Annotated in this window: 12 protein-coding genes and 1 pseudogene; 9 read left to right on the forward strand and 4 right to left on the reverse strand. The window is 69.6% G+C overall.

Translation table 11 applies throughout. The features are described 5' to 3' along the window. The 4 genes and pseudogenes from CKO41_RS05470 to CKO41_RS05485 form a co-directional block, all read left to right on the forward strand. Positions 1–221: pseudogene (locus tag CKO41_RS05470) on the forward strand (ISNCY family transposase); the annotation flags it as partial. A gap of 188 nt (positions 222–409) precedes the next feature. Continuing rightward, positions 410–589, forward strand: coding sequence for a Uma2 family endonuclease (locus tag CKO41_RS05475; RefSeq protein WP_338115546.1), 180 nt, complete (start codon positions 410–412; stop codon positions 587–589). Positions 590–850: 261 nt separating this feature from the next. Then, the gene (locus CKO41_RS05480; protein ID WP_200381531.1) at positions 851–1,408 is read left to right on the forward strand and encodes a Uma2 family endonuclease; all 558 of its coding nucleotides are present in this window, start codon (positions 851–853) and stop codon (positions 1,406–1,408) included. Positions 1,409–1,435: 27 nt separating this feature from the next. Next, entirely contained in the window at positions 1,436–1,807 is a 372-nt protein-coding gene (locus tag CKO41_RS05485) for a GxxExxY protein (RefSeq protein WP_200381476.1), read from the forward strand. Positions 1,808–2,033: 226 nt separating this feature from the next. On the opposite strand, the gene CKO41_RS05490 is transcribed toward CKO41_RS05485, so the two are convergent. Further along, on the reverse strand, positions 2,034–2,576 hold the full coding sequence (locus CKO41_RS05490) for a hypothetical protein (protein ID WP_200381477.1): 543 nt from the start codon (positions 2,574–2,576) through the stop codon (positions 2,034–2,036). 419 nt (positions 2,577–2,995) lie between these two features. On the opposite strand from CKO41_RS05490, the gene CKO41_RS05495 reads away from it, so the two are divergent. After that, positions 2,996–4,972, forward strand: a complete 1,977-nt coding sequence (locus CKO41_RS05495) for a putative bifunctional diguanylate cyclase/phosphodiesterase (protein ID WP_242463998.1) — start codon at positions 2,996–2,998, stop codon at positions 4,970–4,972. After that, on the forward strand, positions 4,947–5,810 hold the full coding sequence (locus tag CKO41_RS05500; RefSeq protein ID WP_200252910.1) for an ATP-binding protein: 864 nt from the start codon (positions 4,947–4,949) through the stop codon (positions 5,808–5,810). The genes CKO41_RS05495 and CKO41_RS05500 overlap by 26 nt, the downstream gene beginning before the upstream one ends. Before the next feature lie 18 nt (positions 5,811–5,828). On the opposite strand, the gene CKO41_RS05505 is transcribed toward CKO41_RS05500, so the two are convergent. The 3 genes from CKO41_RS05505 to CKO41_RS05515 all read right to left on the reverse strand — a co-directional run bounded on the left by CKO41_RS05505 (position 5,829) and on the right by CKO41_RS05515 (position 9,872). Beyond that, a complete protein-coding gene (locus CKO41_RS05505; protein WP_200381479.1) occupies positions 5,829–6,596 on the reverse strand; it encodes a general secretion pathway protein GspB in 768 nt (255 codons plus the stop codon). A gap of 3 nt (positions 6,597–6,599) precedes the next feature. Then, positions 6,600–8,363, reverse strand: a complete 1,764-nt coding sequence (locus tag CKO41_RS05510) for an AAA family ATPase (protein WP_200381480.1) — start codon at positions 8,361–8,363, stop codon at positions 6,600–6,602. Between the two features lie 258 nt (positions 8,364–8,621). Beyond that, positions 8,622–9,872 (reverse strand): DUF4147 domain-containing protein, encoded by a 1,251-nt coding sequence (locus CKO41_RS05515; RefSeq protein ID WP_200381481.1) that lies wholly within the window; start codon positions 9,870–9,872, stop codon positions 8,622–8,624. A gap of 107 nt (positions 9,873–9,979) precedes the next feature. Here CKO41_RS05515 and CKO41_RS05520 point away from each other — a divergent pair, with 107 nt between their 5' ends. From CKO41_RS05520 to CKO41_RS05530, 3 genes are all read left to right on the forward strand, one after another. After that, positions 9,980–11,263 (forward strand): amylo-alpha-1,6-glucosidase, encoded by a 1,284-nt coding sequence (locus tag CKO41_RS05520; RefSeq protein ID WP_200250580.1) that lies wholly within the window; start codon positions 9,980–9,982, stop codon positions 11,261–11,263. Further along, positions 11,253–11,732 (forward strand): hypothetical protein, encoded by a 480-nt coding sequence (locus CKO41_RS05525; RefSeq protein WP_200250581.1) that lies wholly within the window; start codon positions 11,253–11,255, stop codon positions 11,730–11,732. The genes CKO41_RS05520 and CKO41_RS05525 overlap by 11 nt, the downstream gene beginning before the upstream one ends. Positions 11,733–11,978: 246 nt before the next feature. Continuing rightward, positions 11,979–15,602: a DUF1631 family protein gene (locus CKO41_RS05530; protein WP_338115543.1), complete on the forward strand. Its 3,624-nt coding sequence runs from the start codon at positions 11,979–11,981 to the stop codon at positions 15,600–15,602. The last annotated feature ends 210 nt before the right edge of the window (positions 15,603–15,812 follow it).

The raw sequence follows: 15,812 nt of genomic DNA on the forward strand, positions 1-15,812 counted from the left end.
CGCGCTTTCAGCGCCTGCGCCGGCGCCACTCGGCGGTGGAGTCGGCGATCAATGCGCTGGAGGCCCACGGCCTGGACCGCTGCCCGGATCACGGCCTCGACGGCTTCATGCGCTACGTCGCCTTGGCGGTGGTGGCGCGCAACCTCCATCGCCTCGGGGCGATCCTGCTGGCCAACGACAAGGCGGAGGCCGAGCGGCGCCGACGAAAGCGCGCCGCCTGAGCGCCTCGCGCGGGCCATCGGGGCCGATCCGAGGGACGGGTCTGTCCAATGGACGCGGAAGATGAAAGCAATTCACATCGCCCCCCCGTATTCCTCGCTGACGGCCTCGATCCGAATGAAAAGCCGCCGCCGGGGCGGCATGAGGCCAGCGGTTTTTTTGAATTCAACGGGGTTTTCTTCCAGGCACTATCTACGCCCGTTACGGCGTGGCCCATGCCTGGCTGGTCGACCCCAAGCGCCGCACCCTGGAGGCCTACGCGCTCGATGGCGGAGAATGGCAACTGCTCGCCGAGGCATCCGGGAACGACACCATCGCCGTTGCCCCCTTCGACGCCTTGCGGCTCGATCTGAGCAACCTCTGGAGCTGAATCGGGTAGCTACCGAAGACGCGAAGACCACTAAGTGACGATTCAAAAACAACCGGCGCATCTTCTTTTGAACTACGAAACACGCGAAAGGGCAGAATACACGCGGGAGAATCTGCCGTTTTCTTTCGCGATTTTCGCGCATTTCGTAGTTTCTTGTCTTCCGCGGGCTTGTATCGGTTGTTCATGCAGCGTTCCTATGAATCGTTCTTTTGCTTCGAGGTCTTCGGGGTGAGCTTAGACCCGGAGGGATGGACGACTGCCATGCAACCTGCCTACAAGCAAACGCTGTACGAACAGCTCGAATCGCTACCCGAGGGCTTGACGGGTGAAATCCTCAATGGGCAGTTGCATGCGCAACCACGCCCATCCGGCCCGCATGGGCGCGCGAGCGTCGTCCTGGATCGCCTCATCGGTCGCAGCTATGACGATGGCGACGGCCCGGGCGGCTGGTGGCTGTTCATCGAGCCCGAGGTGCACTTCGTGCGCGACGTCGAGGTGGCGGTGCCCGACCTCGCCGGCTGGCGGCGCATACGAATGCCGCGGATCCCGGAAGGTCATCGCTTCGAGGTCGTCCCGGATTGGGTGTGCGAGATCCTGTCTCCCTCGACAGAGAGCAAGGATCGCGAGATCAAGATGCCCCTCTACGCCCATTACGGCGTGGCCCATGCCTGGCTGGTCGACCCCAAGCGACACACCCTGGAGGCCTACGCGCTCACGAACGGAGAATGGCACCTGCTCACCGAGGCATCAGGCAACGACACCATTGCGGTCGCGCCCTTCGACGCCCTGCAGCTCGATCTGGGCAACTTATGGAGCTGAAGGCGAAGCAAGAAGGGAAGCTAGAACGTGCAAAAGGATCCGCTAAGCGCCTCCGTGATCGGAGCCGCGATCGAAGTAAACCGGCATCTGGGCCCCGGCCTGCTGGAATCGACCTACGAAGCATGCCTCGCCCACGAGTTGCAACAGCGAGGCATCGAAATTCAACGCCAGGTACCCTTGCCGGTTCTCTACAAGGGTGTCAGCCTGGAGTGCGGCTATCGAATCGACATCATGGTCGAAGACCGCTTACTTCTGGAGCTAAAGGCCGTCGACCGGGTCTTGCCGATCCAAACCGCGCAGATCTTGACGTACATGCGTTTGGCCTCCGTCAATACAGGGTTGCTGATCAACTTCAACGTGACGCGGTTGGCCGACGGCGTGCAGCGTTTCAAGCTTTGATTTTTTTCACCTTTGATTTTTTTCACCACAGAGGACACAGAGCGCACAGAGAATGGGAAATAACGATCTTGCTCCTGCTCTGTGTTCTCTGTGTCCTCTGTGGTTCAATCTCTTACCTGATGTGCCCTCGGTGGTTCAATCTCTCAACCGATGTGTCCTCTGTGGTTCAACCTCTCACCTGATTGAACCGGGTCAACCACCGTCGCGGGGATCAGGGTCCGGTCTGCTACTGGGCGAGCGCCGCGTGCGATAGCCAGAGGAGCGTCGGTTCCTCGTCGGCGCCGAGTTCGCCGGCACGGGCGACGACGAGGCCTTCGTCCGCCGGCCAGGTCGCGGTCGTCCCGTCAGCCCCGGTCTCGGGCGCCCCGAGGCGGCGCGTCAGCCAGGCGAGGAGCCGGGCGTGGTAGCCGCGGCGGTAGTCGATCTTGGCCGCCATCAGGCCTTCATCGCCATAGTAGAGGACCAGGCGGCGTGACGGGATGCTGTTGAAGGTGCCGATCTCGGCCCCGCAGAGACGATTGCCGAACGGCGTCGCCGCCGCCCCGCAGCGCAGATCGACCTTGGGGAAGCGCTCGCGCACGGCGGCCTCGTCGAACCCCGCGTAGAGCCGCTCGGGCGCCAGGTTCAACGCCGGCTTGCCGAACAGCATCAACAACACCGTATCGGTGCGCCACTGGCCATCATCGGTGAAGACCAGCCAGTAGAAAGGCCCGAAGACGATCGCGAGCAGCAGGAGCTTCGTATAGAGGGGATGGAGGCGTGGCTTCATGGCCGCGCATTCTAACGCAGATGGCGCATTCCCACCGCCTGAGAATCCAATCGTACGACCTGCTGACCGGGCCCGCCGCCGCACCACCTGCGTGGCCCTTGGACTTTGGCGCCCGGAGCGGGCACAATCGTCCCATCGCGACCCGGGACACTGCGGCGGTCCACGCCGGCGTGCCCTGCCCACATCCGCAACGTCCATGACCCAACACAGCCGTACACGAGATTGCGCAAACAAGATCGTGGCACCGACGCGATTGGTCCCATGCGGCGTCGCGCGACCCGGCGTTCGACTTGGCGCCCCCACCACGACGCCTCCCCGGCCCTCAGGCTGGCGACCTGCCGGCTAGAGCCGCCATGTCAGAATCCGCACCACGCGCCCGAGACCGACCGCGGCCCGCTGCCGAGGCGGAGCGCGGCCCGATGTCGCAAAGACCGGCGCGGAGATTCGCGCCATTCGGCCTCGGCCTGGTGGCCCTCGCACCATCGCTGACACTGATCGGCTGGGCGTTCGTCGAGCGGCCGCCCGCCGCCTCCCTGGCCGAGCCGCCGCTGCTCGTCGCGGGGGCATCGGGCCTCCTCGCAGCGCTCGGGCTCGGTCTGCTGCGCCGCCGGCGAGCGCGCCCCAGGCCGCCGGCCGTGCCGGCGGTCGCGACCGCCAGCCCCGCGCCGGATGCGCGCTGCGCTCGTTGCGAAACCCTCACCGCCATGCTGCGCGCAGCCAACGAGGCGATCATCCTCTGCGCGACCAACGGCCGGATCGAGATCTTCAACCCGGCCGCCGAGATGCTCTTCGGCTGTCTCGCCGAGGAGGTCGTCGGCCAGCACTTCGACAGCCTCGTCGACCACAGCCCGGACGATTCGACCCCGCTCGCCCTAGCGTTGCTCGCCGCCGAGGTCGACGGCCACGCCGTGCACGAAGCGCAGGCCCGCCGCCACGGCGATCGGCCCTTCCCGGCACGCCTGCGGCTGCACCGGTTGGACGCCGGTCGACACCGCCGGGTGCTGATCTTCGCCGAAGACCTCGCGATGCACGAGCAACAAGAGGGCCAGGCGGCCTACCTGCGCCGCCACGACCTGCTGACCGGACTGCTCAATCGCCGCGAGTTCGAGCGACGCGTCGAGGCCGCGCTGCGCGATCCGGCCGGGCGACGCCAACCGCGGGCCCTCTGCCACCTCGACGTCGACCAGTTCAAGATCATCAACAGCACCTGCGGACATGCTGCCGGCGATCGGCTGCTCCAGCAACTCGCGCTACTGATCGAGAACAGACTCGGCGAGAAGACGTCCCTCGCTCGCATCGGCGGCGACGAGTTCGCGGCCTTCTTCAGCGGACGGGACGGCGATGAGGTCCTCGCCATCTGCGAGGAGTTGCAGCAAACCGTACGCAACTTCCTGTTCACCTGGTGCGACCAGTCGTTCGACGTGGCGGTCAGCATCGGCCTGATCGCCTTCACGGCCGACGAGGAGACCGCCTCCTCGGCCTTGAGCAAGGCGGACATCGCCTGCCACACGGCCAAGCACAACGGCCGCGACCGCCTGCACGTCTACAGCGACGGCGACGCCGAGTTGATCCGACACCACGGCGACATGCACATGGTCTCGGCCATCACCCGGGCGCTGAGCGACGGGCGTTTCCGGCTCGTCGCCCAACCGATCGTCGCCCTTCAGGGCGAGACACCCGAGCCGCCCCACTACGAGATCCTGGTGCGGATGCTCGACGAGACCGGCCAGGTCGTGATACCCGGTCGCTTCATTCCGGCCGCCGAGCGCTACATCCTGATGCCGGCGGTCGACCGCTGGGTCATTCATCGGATACTCAGCACCCAGGCCGATAACCTGCGCGCCTGGCACGCCCGCTATCCGGACCGTTTCCTGTTCGCCATCAACCTCTCGGGCACGTCGCTCGGTGACGAGGGTTTCCTCAGCTATCTGAAACGCCAGTTCGCCGACTGGGCGGTGCCGTTCGCGAGCATCTGCTTCGAGATCACCGAGACGGCCGCCGTCCGGAGCCTCGAACGGGCGCGGGCGCTGATGGAGGAACTCGCCGGCCTCGGCGTCCGATTCGCCCTCGACGATTTCGGCACCGGGCTCTCCTCCTACGGCTATCTGCGCGACCTGCCCGTCAGCCTTCTGAAGATCGACGGCGCCTTCGTGCGCGGCCTGAGCGACGACCCGGTCAATCGGGCGATGGTCGAATCGATCAACCAGATCGGTCACGTCCTGGGCCTGCAGACGATCGCCGAATGGGCCGAGGACGGTGCCGCGATCGAGGCCCTTCGCGCGCTGGGCGTCGACTACGCCCAAGGCTACGGGGTCGGCGCCGCCCTGCCCGTCGATGGTTTCCAAATCCGCTTTCCCACCACCGCCAGCGATGTCCAATCTGCATCAAGTCGTTGATCGCGCCACCCAGCTCATCGAACGCCTCGAACAGCTCCTACCGCCGATCCCAACCGCTCCGGACTGGGACGCCCACGCCTTTCGCTGGCGCACGGCCAACGGGCGCGGTTGGCTCCAGGCCGTGCACGCGCCGCACGAGCTGCCGCTCGATGACATCCGGTGTCTCGATCGCCAGAAGGCCGAGATCCTGCGCAACACCCGCCAGTTCCTGGCCGGGCGTGGCGCCAACAACCTGCTCTTGTGGGGCTCGAGGGGCACTGGCAAGTCATCGCTGATCAAGGCCGTCTTCACCGAGCTGCGCGCCGAGGGCCTGCGCCTGATCGAGGTCGACAAGGACGACCTGATCGACCTGCCCGACATCCTTGACCTGATCCGCCACCGCGAGGAGCGCTTCATCGTCTTCTGCGACGACCTCTCGTTCGAGGCCAGCGAGTCCGGCTACAAGGCCTTGAAGGCCGTCCTCGACGGTTCGATCAGCGCACCACCGGCCAACCTGCTGATCTACGCGACGTCCAATCGCCGCCACCTGCTGCCGGAGTTCCAACAGGAGAACCGCCAGGCGCGGGTCGTCGACGGCGAGATCCACCTCGGCGAGGCGATCGAGGAGAAGATCTCGCTCTCCGACCGCTTCGGCCTGTGGTTGTCCTTCTATCCGTTCACGCAGGATCAGTACCTCCAGATCGTGCGTCATTGGCTCGCCCGGCTGGGGGCGCCGGCCGGCGCGCAGGCCGCTGCCGAGGTCGAGCGCGCGGCGCTCCAGTGGGCACAACAGCGCGGCTCGCGCAGCGGGCGCACGGCCTGGCAATTCGCCCGCGACTGGGTCGGGCGGATCGGCTGACGGGCGGCGCCGCGCCCGTCAGCGTCGGGCGAAGAAGCTGTGCCCCTGATAGCCGAGCAGGACCCCGTCGGGCAGGATCTCCAGCACCTCGAAACCCTCGCGGGTGCGCTCGCCCTCACCGTAACGCAGCGAATTGATCACGATGAAACGCCGCGGCGGCAGCGGATCGTAGACGTGGGCCGTGACTCGGAAGGCCGGTAGGCCGGCCTGCAACGCCTCCGGCAGGCGCCGTTGCCGCGGATCATCGGCCGGCGTCGTCCCGGCACCGCTCTCGGGCGTGGCGGCGGGCTGGTCGGACGAACCGACACCGAGCCCCTGCTCGTGCCGCAGTTGCTCCTTGAAGGAGGCGATGTCCTCGACCAGATCGGCCGGGATCGGCGGCGACGCCACCATCGGCCGGGGGGCGGTGGCGACCACCTCGGGCGGTGGCGGGCTCGGGCGGGCCGGAGGCTCGGCCCCGGGGGCGAGCGGGCCGTAGCGCTGCTCCTCGGTGACGACGGCCTGGGCCGGCTGCGCGCCGACCACGGCCGCGGGTGGGCTGCTGGAGCGGCCTTCGGCGAGCATGTCGGGGGCGGGCGAGATCGCCGGGCTGGGCACCGGCGCACGCAGGGCCGCATAGAGGGCGATCGCGACCGCCAGGAAGGCCAGCCCGACGGCCAGCAGGACCCAGGGATTCGGCCGCGACGCGGGCGGTTCCTCGATCAGGAGGTTGGTATGGATCCGCGGGACCTGCCCGAGGGCCCGCTCCTGCTCGGAGCGTTTCAGTGCCTCGAGGATGAAGGACATGGCTCAGCTGGCCTCGAGAAGCTTCGGGATGCCGGGCATCCCGACGACATTGTGGAGCTGGATCAGGGTCCGGTAGCCGGCGAGGCCATCGGGCGCCAGGCCCCGCCCCTCCTGGAAGCGCCGCAGGGCCGCATCCAGGTCGGCATCGAAGCGCCCCGAGTCGCCCCCCGCGAACCCAAGGCCCGGCGCCTGGGCGAGCAGTTGGCGCAACCAGCGGACGGCCTCGGCCGAGGAACTCGGGCCGATCAGGGGCGTGCCGACTGGCGGCGGCTGCCACAGCAGCAGGTAGCGACCCGACCAGCGACGGGCCAGGTCCGCGACGGGGATCTGCGCCGACCGCCCGTCGGGGAGATCGAGGGTCGCGGTCTCCCCGGCCAGGGCGCCCAGGGCGACGAAGCCCTCGGACCCACGGCCGGCATCGAGCTCCAGGAGCGCTGGCCGATCGAAGAACCTGAGATTGCCCCAAGTCCCGGCCTCCTCGACCTGACAGCGCAGCCCGAAGGCGGCGATCCGGCCGCAGGGGTCGGCGGCATCCAGGTCGGCAACCTGGACCCCCCAGCGGCGCAGCAGCACGCGCAGGGCCTCGGTGCGCCCCAAGGTCTCGATAGCGGCCGCTGCCTCAACGGGCGGCGACAACGACTCCGTCGCCTCGGAGGGCAGCGGCCTGATGGCCCCCACCGCCGTGACCGACTCGCCCTCCAGCCCGGTCGCTGCGCCGGCCGGCTCATCGGCCACCCCCTCGGCCGGCGGGGCCTCGGGCGGTGGCGCGACCACTGCCGGTGGCGAAGCCGGCTCCGACGCCCCGCCAAGACGCACAACCAGCCAGCGGCGCAGATCCTCCGGACCGCTGCCCGCGAGCCACTGCCAGCCCGTCCAGCCCGCGGCGAGCAGCAGGGTCAGGAGGAGGCCCGCGATGAAGGCCCGGCGTGGCGGGCGCGACGATCGGCCCCGTGGCGTCTCGGAGCCGCGCAGCTCCTTCGCGGCGCGCTCGACGAGACTGCGCGTCACCTGGAGGTCGCGCCCGACGCAGGCCCCGAGCAAGGCGCGATCGCAGAGGATGTTGACCAGGCGCGGCACCCCGCCCGAGAGGGCGTGGATCCGCTGCAGGGCCTGGCGGGAGAACAAGGGCCGCTCGACGCCGGCCACGGCCAGGCGGTGGCGGACATAGGCAGCAGTCTCGGCGGCCGTCAGCGCCCCGAGGTGGAAGCGCGCCGTGATGCGCTGGCTGAGCTGACGCAGCTCGTCGCTGTCGATCAGCGCGCGCAGCTCCGGTTGACCGACGAGGAAGATCTGCAACAGCTTGTGCTTGTTGGTCTCCAGATTCGTCAGCAGCCGCACGAGCTCCAACTCCCGCGGGCCGAGCGTCTGGGCCTCGTCGATCATCAGCACCGGCCGGCGACCCTTGGCATGGGCCTCCAGCAGATACTGGTTGAGGCGATCGATCAGCCGTTTCGTCGACTGCTCCCGGGGCGGGACCTCGATGTGGAACTCCTCGCAGATGGTCCGCAGCAACTCGGGCCCGTCCATCGCCGGGTTGAGCACCAGGGCGATCTCGACCTCGGCCGGGATCTGCTCCAGCAGGGCGCGACAGACGGTCGTCTTGCCGGTCCCGACCTCGCCGGTCAGCAACACGAAGCCGCCGCTCGCGCTGGCCCCGTAGAGCAGATGGGCGAGCGCCTCGCGATGCTGCTCGCTGAGGTAGAGGAACTCCGGATCCGGTGCGATCGAGAAGCTCGGTTCCTTGAGGCCGAAATACTTCAAATACACAGGGCGGGGTCCACGGGGGTGGCGGGGCGACGCCCGAAGGCTAGAGCCAGAGCCGGACCGGGTCAAGCCGTTACCGACCTCGTGGGTGATCGCGGCGGCGGCGCCCTTCACCGCCTATCCGCGTCGGGTCAGGCGCGCCGGCACGGCGGTCGCCGAGCAGCAACAGCCCAGCGCGCGCCGTAACCCGACGGCGGCCTCCGCAAGCGTCGCCTGCGCTCGATGGGGACCTGCTTGCGGGCGATCCGGCCCGCGGGCGCCTCAGCGCTTGAAGGCCAGGACCAGGTCCATGACGTTGGTGCCGGTCGGGCCGGTATCGACGAGGTCGCCGCTCGCCTCGAGCAGGGTACCGGCATCGGCGCGGCGCAAGGCCGTCGCTGCCGCCAGGCCGCAGTCGGCCGCCCGCGCCAGCGTCGCACCATCGACCAATGCCCCGGCGGCGTCGGTCGGCCCGTCGCTGCCGTCGGTCCCGGCCGCGAGCAGCCAGCAGTCCACGCGCCCGGCGAGCGCCGTGGCCGCCGCCAACGCCAGATGCTGATTGCGCCCACCGCGCCCGGGCCGCTCGGGCAGCCGCACCGTCGTCTCGCCACCCCAGATGTGCACGCCGGGCGGCGCGCCGGCGAGCCAGCGACCGAGTTCCACGCCGCGTGCCGCCGCATCGCCGGCGATGAAGACCGGGTGGCGATGCACGGTGAGGCCGCGCACCCGGGCGGCGGCCGCCGCACCGGCGCAGGCCTGATCGAGGGTCGCGACCAGCTCGATCGGCGGGGCCTCGCCGAGCGACGCCCCGCGCTCGGCCAGCCCTCGCCGGCCCCAGTCGGCCAACCAGGCCGGCAGGTCGAGCGCGGCGAGCCGCTCGGCGAGTCCGGGCTCGGGCACGAGCAGGCCCGAGCCGATCACGGCCGGGTCATCGCCCGGGACATCGGAGATCGCGAGCGCCCGCACGGGCCGCCCGCCGAGCCGGGACAACAGCCCGCCACCCTTGATCCGCGACAGGGCCTTGCGCACCCGGTTCACTGCCGCGATCGGCAGCCCGCTCCCGAGCAGCCAGTCGTTGGCCCGTTGCAGCTCGGCCAGGCCGAGCCCGGCGGCCGGCGCCTCGACCAGGCTCGAGGTACCGCCCGAGAGGAGAAAGAGCCAACTGCCCTCGCCCGGCGCCGCGAGCGTCGCGCCGAGCGCCTCGCCCGCCGCCAGGCTACCGGCGCTCGGCACGGGATGGCCGCCGACGACCACCGCGAGACCTCGTGCGCGGAGCCAGGGCTCGTCGAGGTGGCCTGCCTTGGAGACGACGAGCCCATTCCGCACGGCCGGCCCGAGCGCGGCGACGGCCCCCTCGGTCATCGCCTGGGCGGCCTTGCCGAGGGCAACCAGCCGAACGGGGCCGCCGATCGGTCGGGCAGCGAGGGCACGGGCCACGCAGGCGCGTCCGTCGACGGCGGCCAAGGCCGCCACCAGCAGATCGAGCAGCAAACGGCGTGGCCCCTCGGCGATCCGCTCGTCGATCCGGTGCATTGACCTGCCCTCTGGCAGCGGCGTCCCGATGCCTATATTCTCATCGCTGCTGACCCTGTCGTGAAGCCGATTCTTGAGGCGCGATGCACCGTTCACGGAGGCGAATCATGACCCAGGACTCCGCCCCGCCGCGGGTGGAGGCGGACGAGGCCGCCGAGCGCGGGCTCCCGGAGGCCCTCGCCCTGCTCCATGCGTGCAGCACCCCGGACGGATTCCTCGCCTCGCCGACCGACAACGACAACTACCGCCGCATCTGGGGCCGCGACGGCGCCATCCTCGCCCTCGCCGCGCTCCTCACCGACGACGAGGAACTGATCGCGACCGCCCGACGCACCTTCGTGACGCTGGCCAATCACCAGGGCCCGCACGGCGAGATCCCGAGCAATGTCGATCCGCTGACGCAGCGGGTCAGCTACGGCGGCACGACCGGGCGCATCGACGCCGACCTCTGGTTCCTGATCGGGTGCGGCGAATACTGGCGGGCGACCGGCGACCAGGCCTTCCTCGCACACCTGCTGCCGGCGATCGAGAAGGTCCGCTTCCTGCTCGGGGCCTGGGAGTTCAATAACCGGGGGCTCCTCTACGTCCCGCTGACCGGCGACTGGGCCGATGAGTACCTGCAGAGCGGCTACGTCCTCTACGACCAGGTCCTGTATCTGCAGGCGCAGCGGACGCTGGCCGCCATCCACTGCGACCTGCACGGCTCGCCGGACCACGGCTTGAAGGAGCGCATCGGCCGACTACGCCACCTGATCCGCGCCAACTACTGGTTCGACGGCGACCGGATCCCCGACGACGCCTATCACGAGGTCCTCTACCGCAAGGGTCTTCAGGCAGCCGACCATTGTGGCGGCCAGCACTGGATGGCCTCCTTCTCCCCCAGCGGTTACGGTTATCGCTTCGATGCCTTCGCCAACGTGTTGGTCTCGCTCCTGGAGGTGGCCGACGACGACCAGCGTCGCGAGGTCGACGACTTCATCGCGACCCGGGCGACCCTCGACGCCCTGCCCCTGCTGCCCGCGTTCCATCCGGTCATCCAACCCGTCGACGAGGACTGGAAGGACCTCCAGGTCATGTTCTCCTACACGTTCAAGAATCGGCCCTACGAGTTCCACAACGGCGGGCTTTGGCCGATGGTGACCGGCTTCTACGTCGCCGACCTCGCCGCCCGGGGTCGCGAGGAGGCCGCCCGGCGCCACCTGCGCGCGATCCATCAGGCCAATGCGCTGGCGATGGAGGGGCAGCCCTGGGCCTTCCCGGAATACGTCCACGGTCAAGCCCTGACGCCTGGCGGCACCCGCCACCAAGGTTGGAGCGCGGCCGGCGCCATCATCGGCCACCACGCGCTCGCGGGGTGCCCACCGTTTCGGATCGACGATCATGAAGCTTAGAATCATCTGGGCCGTGACCGGCCTGCTGATCGCCGCCCTGATCGCCCTCGCGCTGCACCGCGGCTGGCCGCTGCTCTTCCCGTCGGGCGAGCGGCTCGCGCCGCTCGATCCGGGCTGCGACCTACGCGCCGGCCCCTGCCTGGCCCGGTTCCCCGGCGGCGGCCTGGTGCGCCTCGCCATCGCGCCACCCACGCTGCCTGCGGCCGAGCCCTTGACGCTGAGGGTCGAGACCGAGGGCCTCGCGCCGACCCTCATCGAGGTCGACTTCGCCGGCACCGACATGGACATGGGGTTCAACCGCGTGGCGCTGGCGGCGGCCGCCCCCGAGGTCTACACGGGTCGGGCGATGCTGCCAGTCTGCGCACGGGCGCGGATGGAGTGGGAGGCGAAGGTGATGCTGCATATGCCCGATGGACTCTGGATCGCCCCCTTCCGTTTCGAGACCACGCGCGCCGGACGACACCCTTGAGCGCCCCCCGGGCGGACCCTCGGGGGGTGGGCCGGGCCGAATAGGCGTGGTCCCGATCCGGGCCGCCCAGGCCTGGCCCTCGACCTCGACAACGCCTTAGGATAAGTGGCACGGGGCCTTCGGGACCGGTGAAATGACGAGGGATTCTAGCCCCCAGCGTAACCGCCGTAGCGCAGGTGCGGGGCGGGGTCCGACCGGGGCACCGTAGGACGCCCCCGGATAGGATTGGGGCCGAACGGCCTATCGATGGAAAGCAGTAGGGAAGTGGCTGTGGACAGACCCAAGATCGGTTCAGGGCACGGGACGGCTGACCCCGCGGAGCGCAGGGTCTTCCCACGTCATCAGATCCAAATCCCCGGCCGCGTCAAGGCCGCGGATGGCATGTCGCGCGCCTGCATGGTCCGCGACTACTGCAACGGCGGGGCACTCCTTCAACTCGGTGAGCCAGGGAACGACGAACCGGGCGCCGCGGTCGGGGGGAAGGTCCGGCTCGACATCCAACTGCTCGATGTCGGTGGCCCCCGCCGGCTTCGCATCGAGGGGCAGATCGCCTGGGCACGCGGGCTCTATGCCGGCATCGCCTTCACCAATCCGTCGACGACCATCACCACCGCCTTGCAGGCCTATGACCGCGAGAAGAACACAGGCCTCACGGACAGGGGCGCCCCGCGCCGGATGGATCTGACCAATTGCCTGGCGAGGCTGCGCTACATCACGGCGAGCGCCCTGCCCGACCTCGCGCAGGAGATCCTGAACGACACGCTCGCCGGCCTGCCGGCGGCCGCCGACGGCGAGGAGTCCATCGCCGCCCGGCAGCGCATCTGGACGGAGTCGCAGACGCTCGAGGGCGCCGAGGCGCGAGAACTGCTGGCCCAGGTCCTCCTGACCCGGGCCTTCGATGCCTGCTGCCGCCCACCGCAGCCGGAGCCGGAGCCCTCCTCGGGGGGGTTCGCGTTGGTCGAACTAGACGATTTCGAACGGTGGCTGGAGGTGTCGCGCATCACCGCCCTGCTCGCCAGTCGGGTCGAGTTCGCCCATACGACCATCGGTGCACGCCTCCTGGGGGCCGACGGCGGTCGCGAAACCGATCGCCTCCCAGCCCTGGTCGCGCCGCAGCTTCTCGCCAGCGCCATCGACGAGTTCGCCAGGCAGTTGGAACTCTGCACGCCGACTCGGCAGGTCCTGTTCGAGAGCAGCCTCCGGGTCATGTGCGACCGGCTGCCGCCGCTGTACCGAGCCCTAGACGCCGAACTCGACATCCTCGGCATCCCCGCGGCCTCGCCCCCGCGTGAACGCCTGGCCACCGGTTGTCCGAACGCGGCCCGCCGCAGTCCGGTCAGGCGGACCGGCGACAGGCCTCGCAAAGGACGCGCGGCTCATCTCCCATCGCGACCCTCGGCCGACCAGCCAACGCGGGACCAGGATGCGGCGATCTCCGAGCCCGGCTCCAACCTCGTGCACGAAATGATGGCCCGCATTGGTGACACGATCGGTCTCCCCGCCGGTCGTCCCGACTGGCTCGCCCAGCTCGAAGGGCCGCTGATCGCGGAGACCAGGGCGAATCCGGGGTTCTTCCAGGACCACGACCACCCGCTGCGGGCCATCATCGACGGGCTGGCGCATCTCCAACTCTTTCGCAACTCGGCCGACGCGAGCCCCGCCGAGCAGGGGCTGCGCCAGCGCCTCGCGGCGCTGCTCGAGCCAGTGCGCGACGGCCGCGCGGATAGCGCCGCGTTGCATTCGATGGTGGCCGCGATCGCGGCCCTGACCATGGAGCTCAGCCGTCGGTATCAGCGCCGCGTGGAGCTCCTCAACGCCGCCTGCGAGGCCCGCGACCTCACGCGGCGCGCCCGCCAGGCAGTGGCCGACGAGCTCAACCGACGGTACGCCGACGCCCCGGTGCCTGCCATGGTCCCCGAGCTCCTCGACATGGGCTGGCGCGCCCTGCTGGAGCGCGATTGGCTCAATGGCCGAGGCGGGAGCGGGCCGCTCGAGGCGAGGCTGGCGCTGCTCGACGCCCTGATCGGCGCCTTGGGGGGCCGCGCCGTCGAGACCGCCCCGCCGCCGCCTCCGGCCGATCTGCTCGAGCGGGTCCTGGATACCCTGGGCGCCGCCGCGTTCGACCCCTTCCGCCGCACGGCGATGGAGGCGCGGCTGCGACGCGCGTTGCTCGCCCCTGGCGACGGCCCGGCGCCGACCCTCGTCACGATGCCCATCCAGGAGGATGGCCGCGATGCGCCCGACGCCACCGGGTGCCCGGATGGGCTGTCCGACGAGGCGTGGGCACAGGCCCTGGCGCGTTGCGCGGCGATCCGTCCCGGCGACCGGCTGCGCCTGCTCGACGAGCCGCAGGAACGATGCGATCTGCGCGTCGCCTGGGTACGCGAGGACCGCGGCCTGTTCGTGCTCGTCGACCCTCGGGGCCTGAAGGCCTGCGACCTCGCACGGGCAGACCTGGCGCTCGGCCTGCATCGAGGACGCATCCTGGTCAGTTCCCTCGACGGCCGACCGATGACCAATCGGATGCTGGACGCGATGCTCGAAGACATGGAGGCACGGCTCCCGCATCTCTCCCCGGAGGCATCCTTCACCGGCCTGGCCAACCGGCGCGGTTTTCACGCGGCGCTCGACCAGGCGCTCGCCGGGTCGGATCGCTCCTGGGAGGGGGGCGTCATGCTGATGGTCGACGTCGACCATTTTCGCCTCATCAACGCGATCCACGGCTACGAGACCGGCGATCGCCTGCTGATCGCTCTCGCACAGGTGCTGCGCCAGAGCATCGGTGCCGGCACCTTCGGGCACCTCGGCGGCGACCGCTTCGCAGTGCTGCTGCCTGAGATCGCAGTCCCCGACGGCGAGCGATTGGCCGAGCGGCTCTGCGTATCCGTCCGCGACATGCCGTTCGACTGGCCCGGCGACGGGGGGCGGCTCAGCATATCGATCGGACTGGTGGGCACTGCGCTGGCGCAGCAGGGCCTCAGCACCCTGTGGCAGGCGGCGGAGCAGGCGACGCGGGCGGCCAAGCACCGCGGCGGAGATCAGGTCTATACCTACCGCGACGACGACCCCGACATGATCGAGCACCGCGAATCGATCCACTGGGTCGCCGAGGTCGATCGGGCGCTCGATGGCGGCCAGTTGCGGCTGCGCTGTCAGCCGATCGTGCCGCTCCAAACGGCGCACGACCTGAGACCGCACTACGAGGTCCTGCTGGGTGTGACGAACACCCTCCACGAGCCCCTGTCGATCGCCCATTTCATCTCGGCGGCGGAACGCTACAAGCGGATGCGCGCAGTCGATCGCTGGGTCGCCCGGACTGTCATCGAATGGATCGCCGAACACCGCGCGTTCATGACCAGATTCCACAACTTCGCCGTCAACCTGTCCGGGCAGACTGCGAGCGACCCAACCTTCGTCGACTTCGTCCGCGAGCACTTCCGGCGCCACGCGGTCGATCCCGCCTGGGTGAGCTTCGAGATCACCGAAACGGCTGCCGTCGCCGACCTGTCGGTCAGCTCCGGGATCCTTCGCGATCTCAAGGCCCTGGGGTGCCACACCGCGCTCGACGATTTCGGCAGCGGCCTCGCCTCCTACTCGTACCTGCGCGCGTTGCCCGTCGATTGGGTCAAGATCGATGGGGCATTCGTGCGGCGGATCGGCGCCGACCGCAACGACTTCGCAGTCGTCAAGTCGATCAACGATATGGGCCATATCCTCGGCAAACGGACCATCGCCGAATACGTCGCCGACAGCGAGATCCTGCGCTGCGTCACCGAGATCGGGGTCGACTTCGGCCAAGGCTTCGGCATCTCGCCGCCGCTGCTCATGGATGAGCTCCTCGAGCGGACGGAATCGCCGGCGACCGCCTGATCGGCAGGAGCGTGCCGACGCGGCGTACCGGCTGCCCCGCCGGCGCCGCGTCGCCCACCGTCGGGTTACGCCCCGAGGGCTAACCCGACCTACGGCCCCGGCGACATCGGCACGGCCCGTGGTCGGGTTAGGCGCGCCGCCACGGCGGTCGCCGAGAAGGAATAGGTCCGCGCGCGCCGTAACCCGACAGCGGCCTCCGCCGGCGTCGCG

The sequence above is a fragment of the Thiococcus pfennigii genome (assembly GCF_016583835.1).
GTDB classification, from domain to species: Bacteria; Pseudomonadota; Gammaproteobacteria; order Chromatiales; family Chromatiaceae; genus Thiococcus; species Thiococcus pfennigii.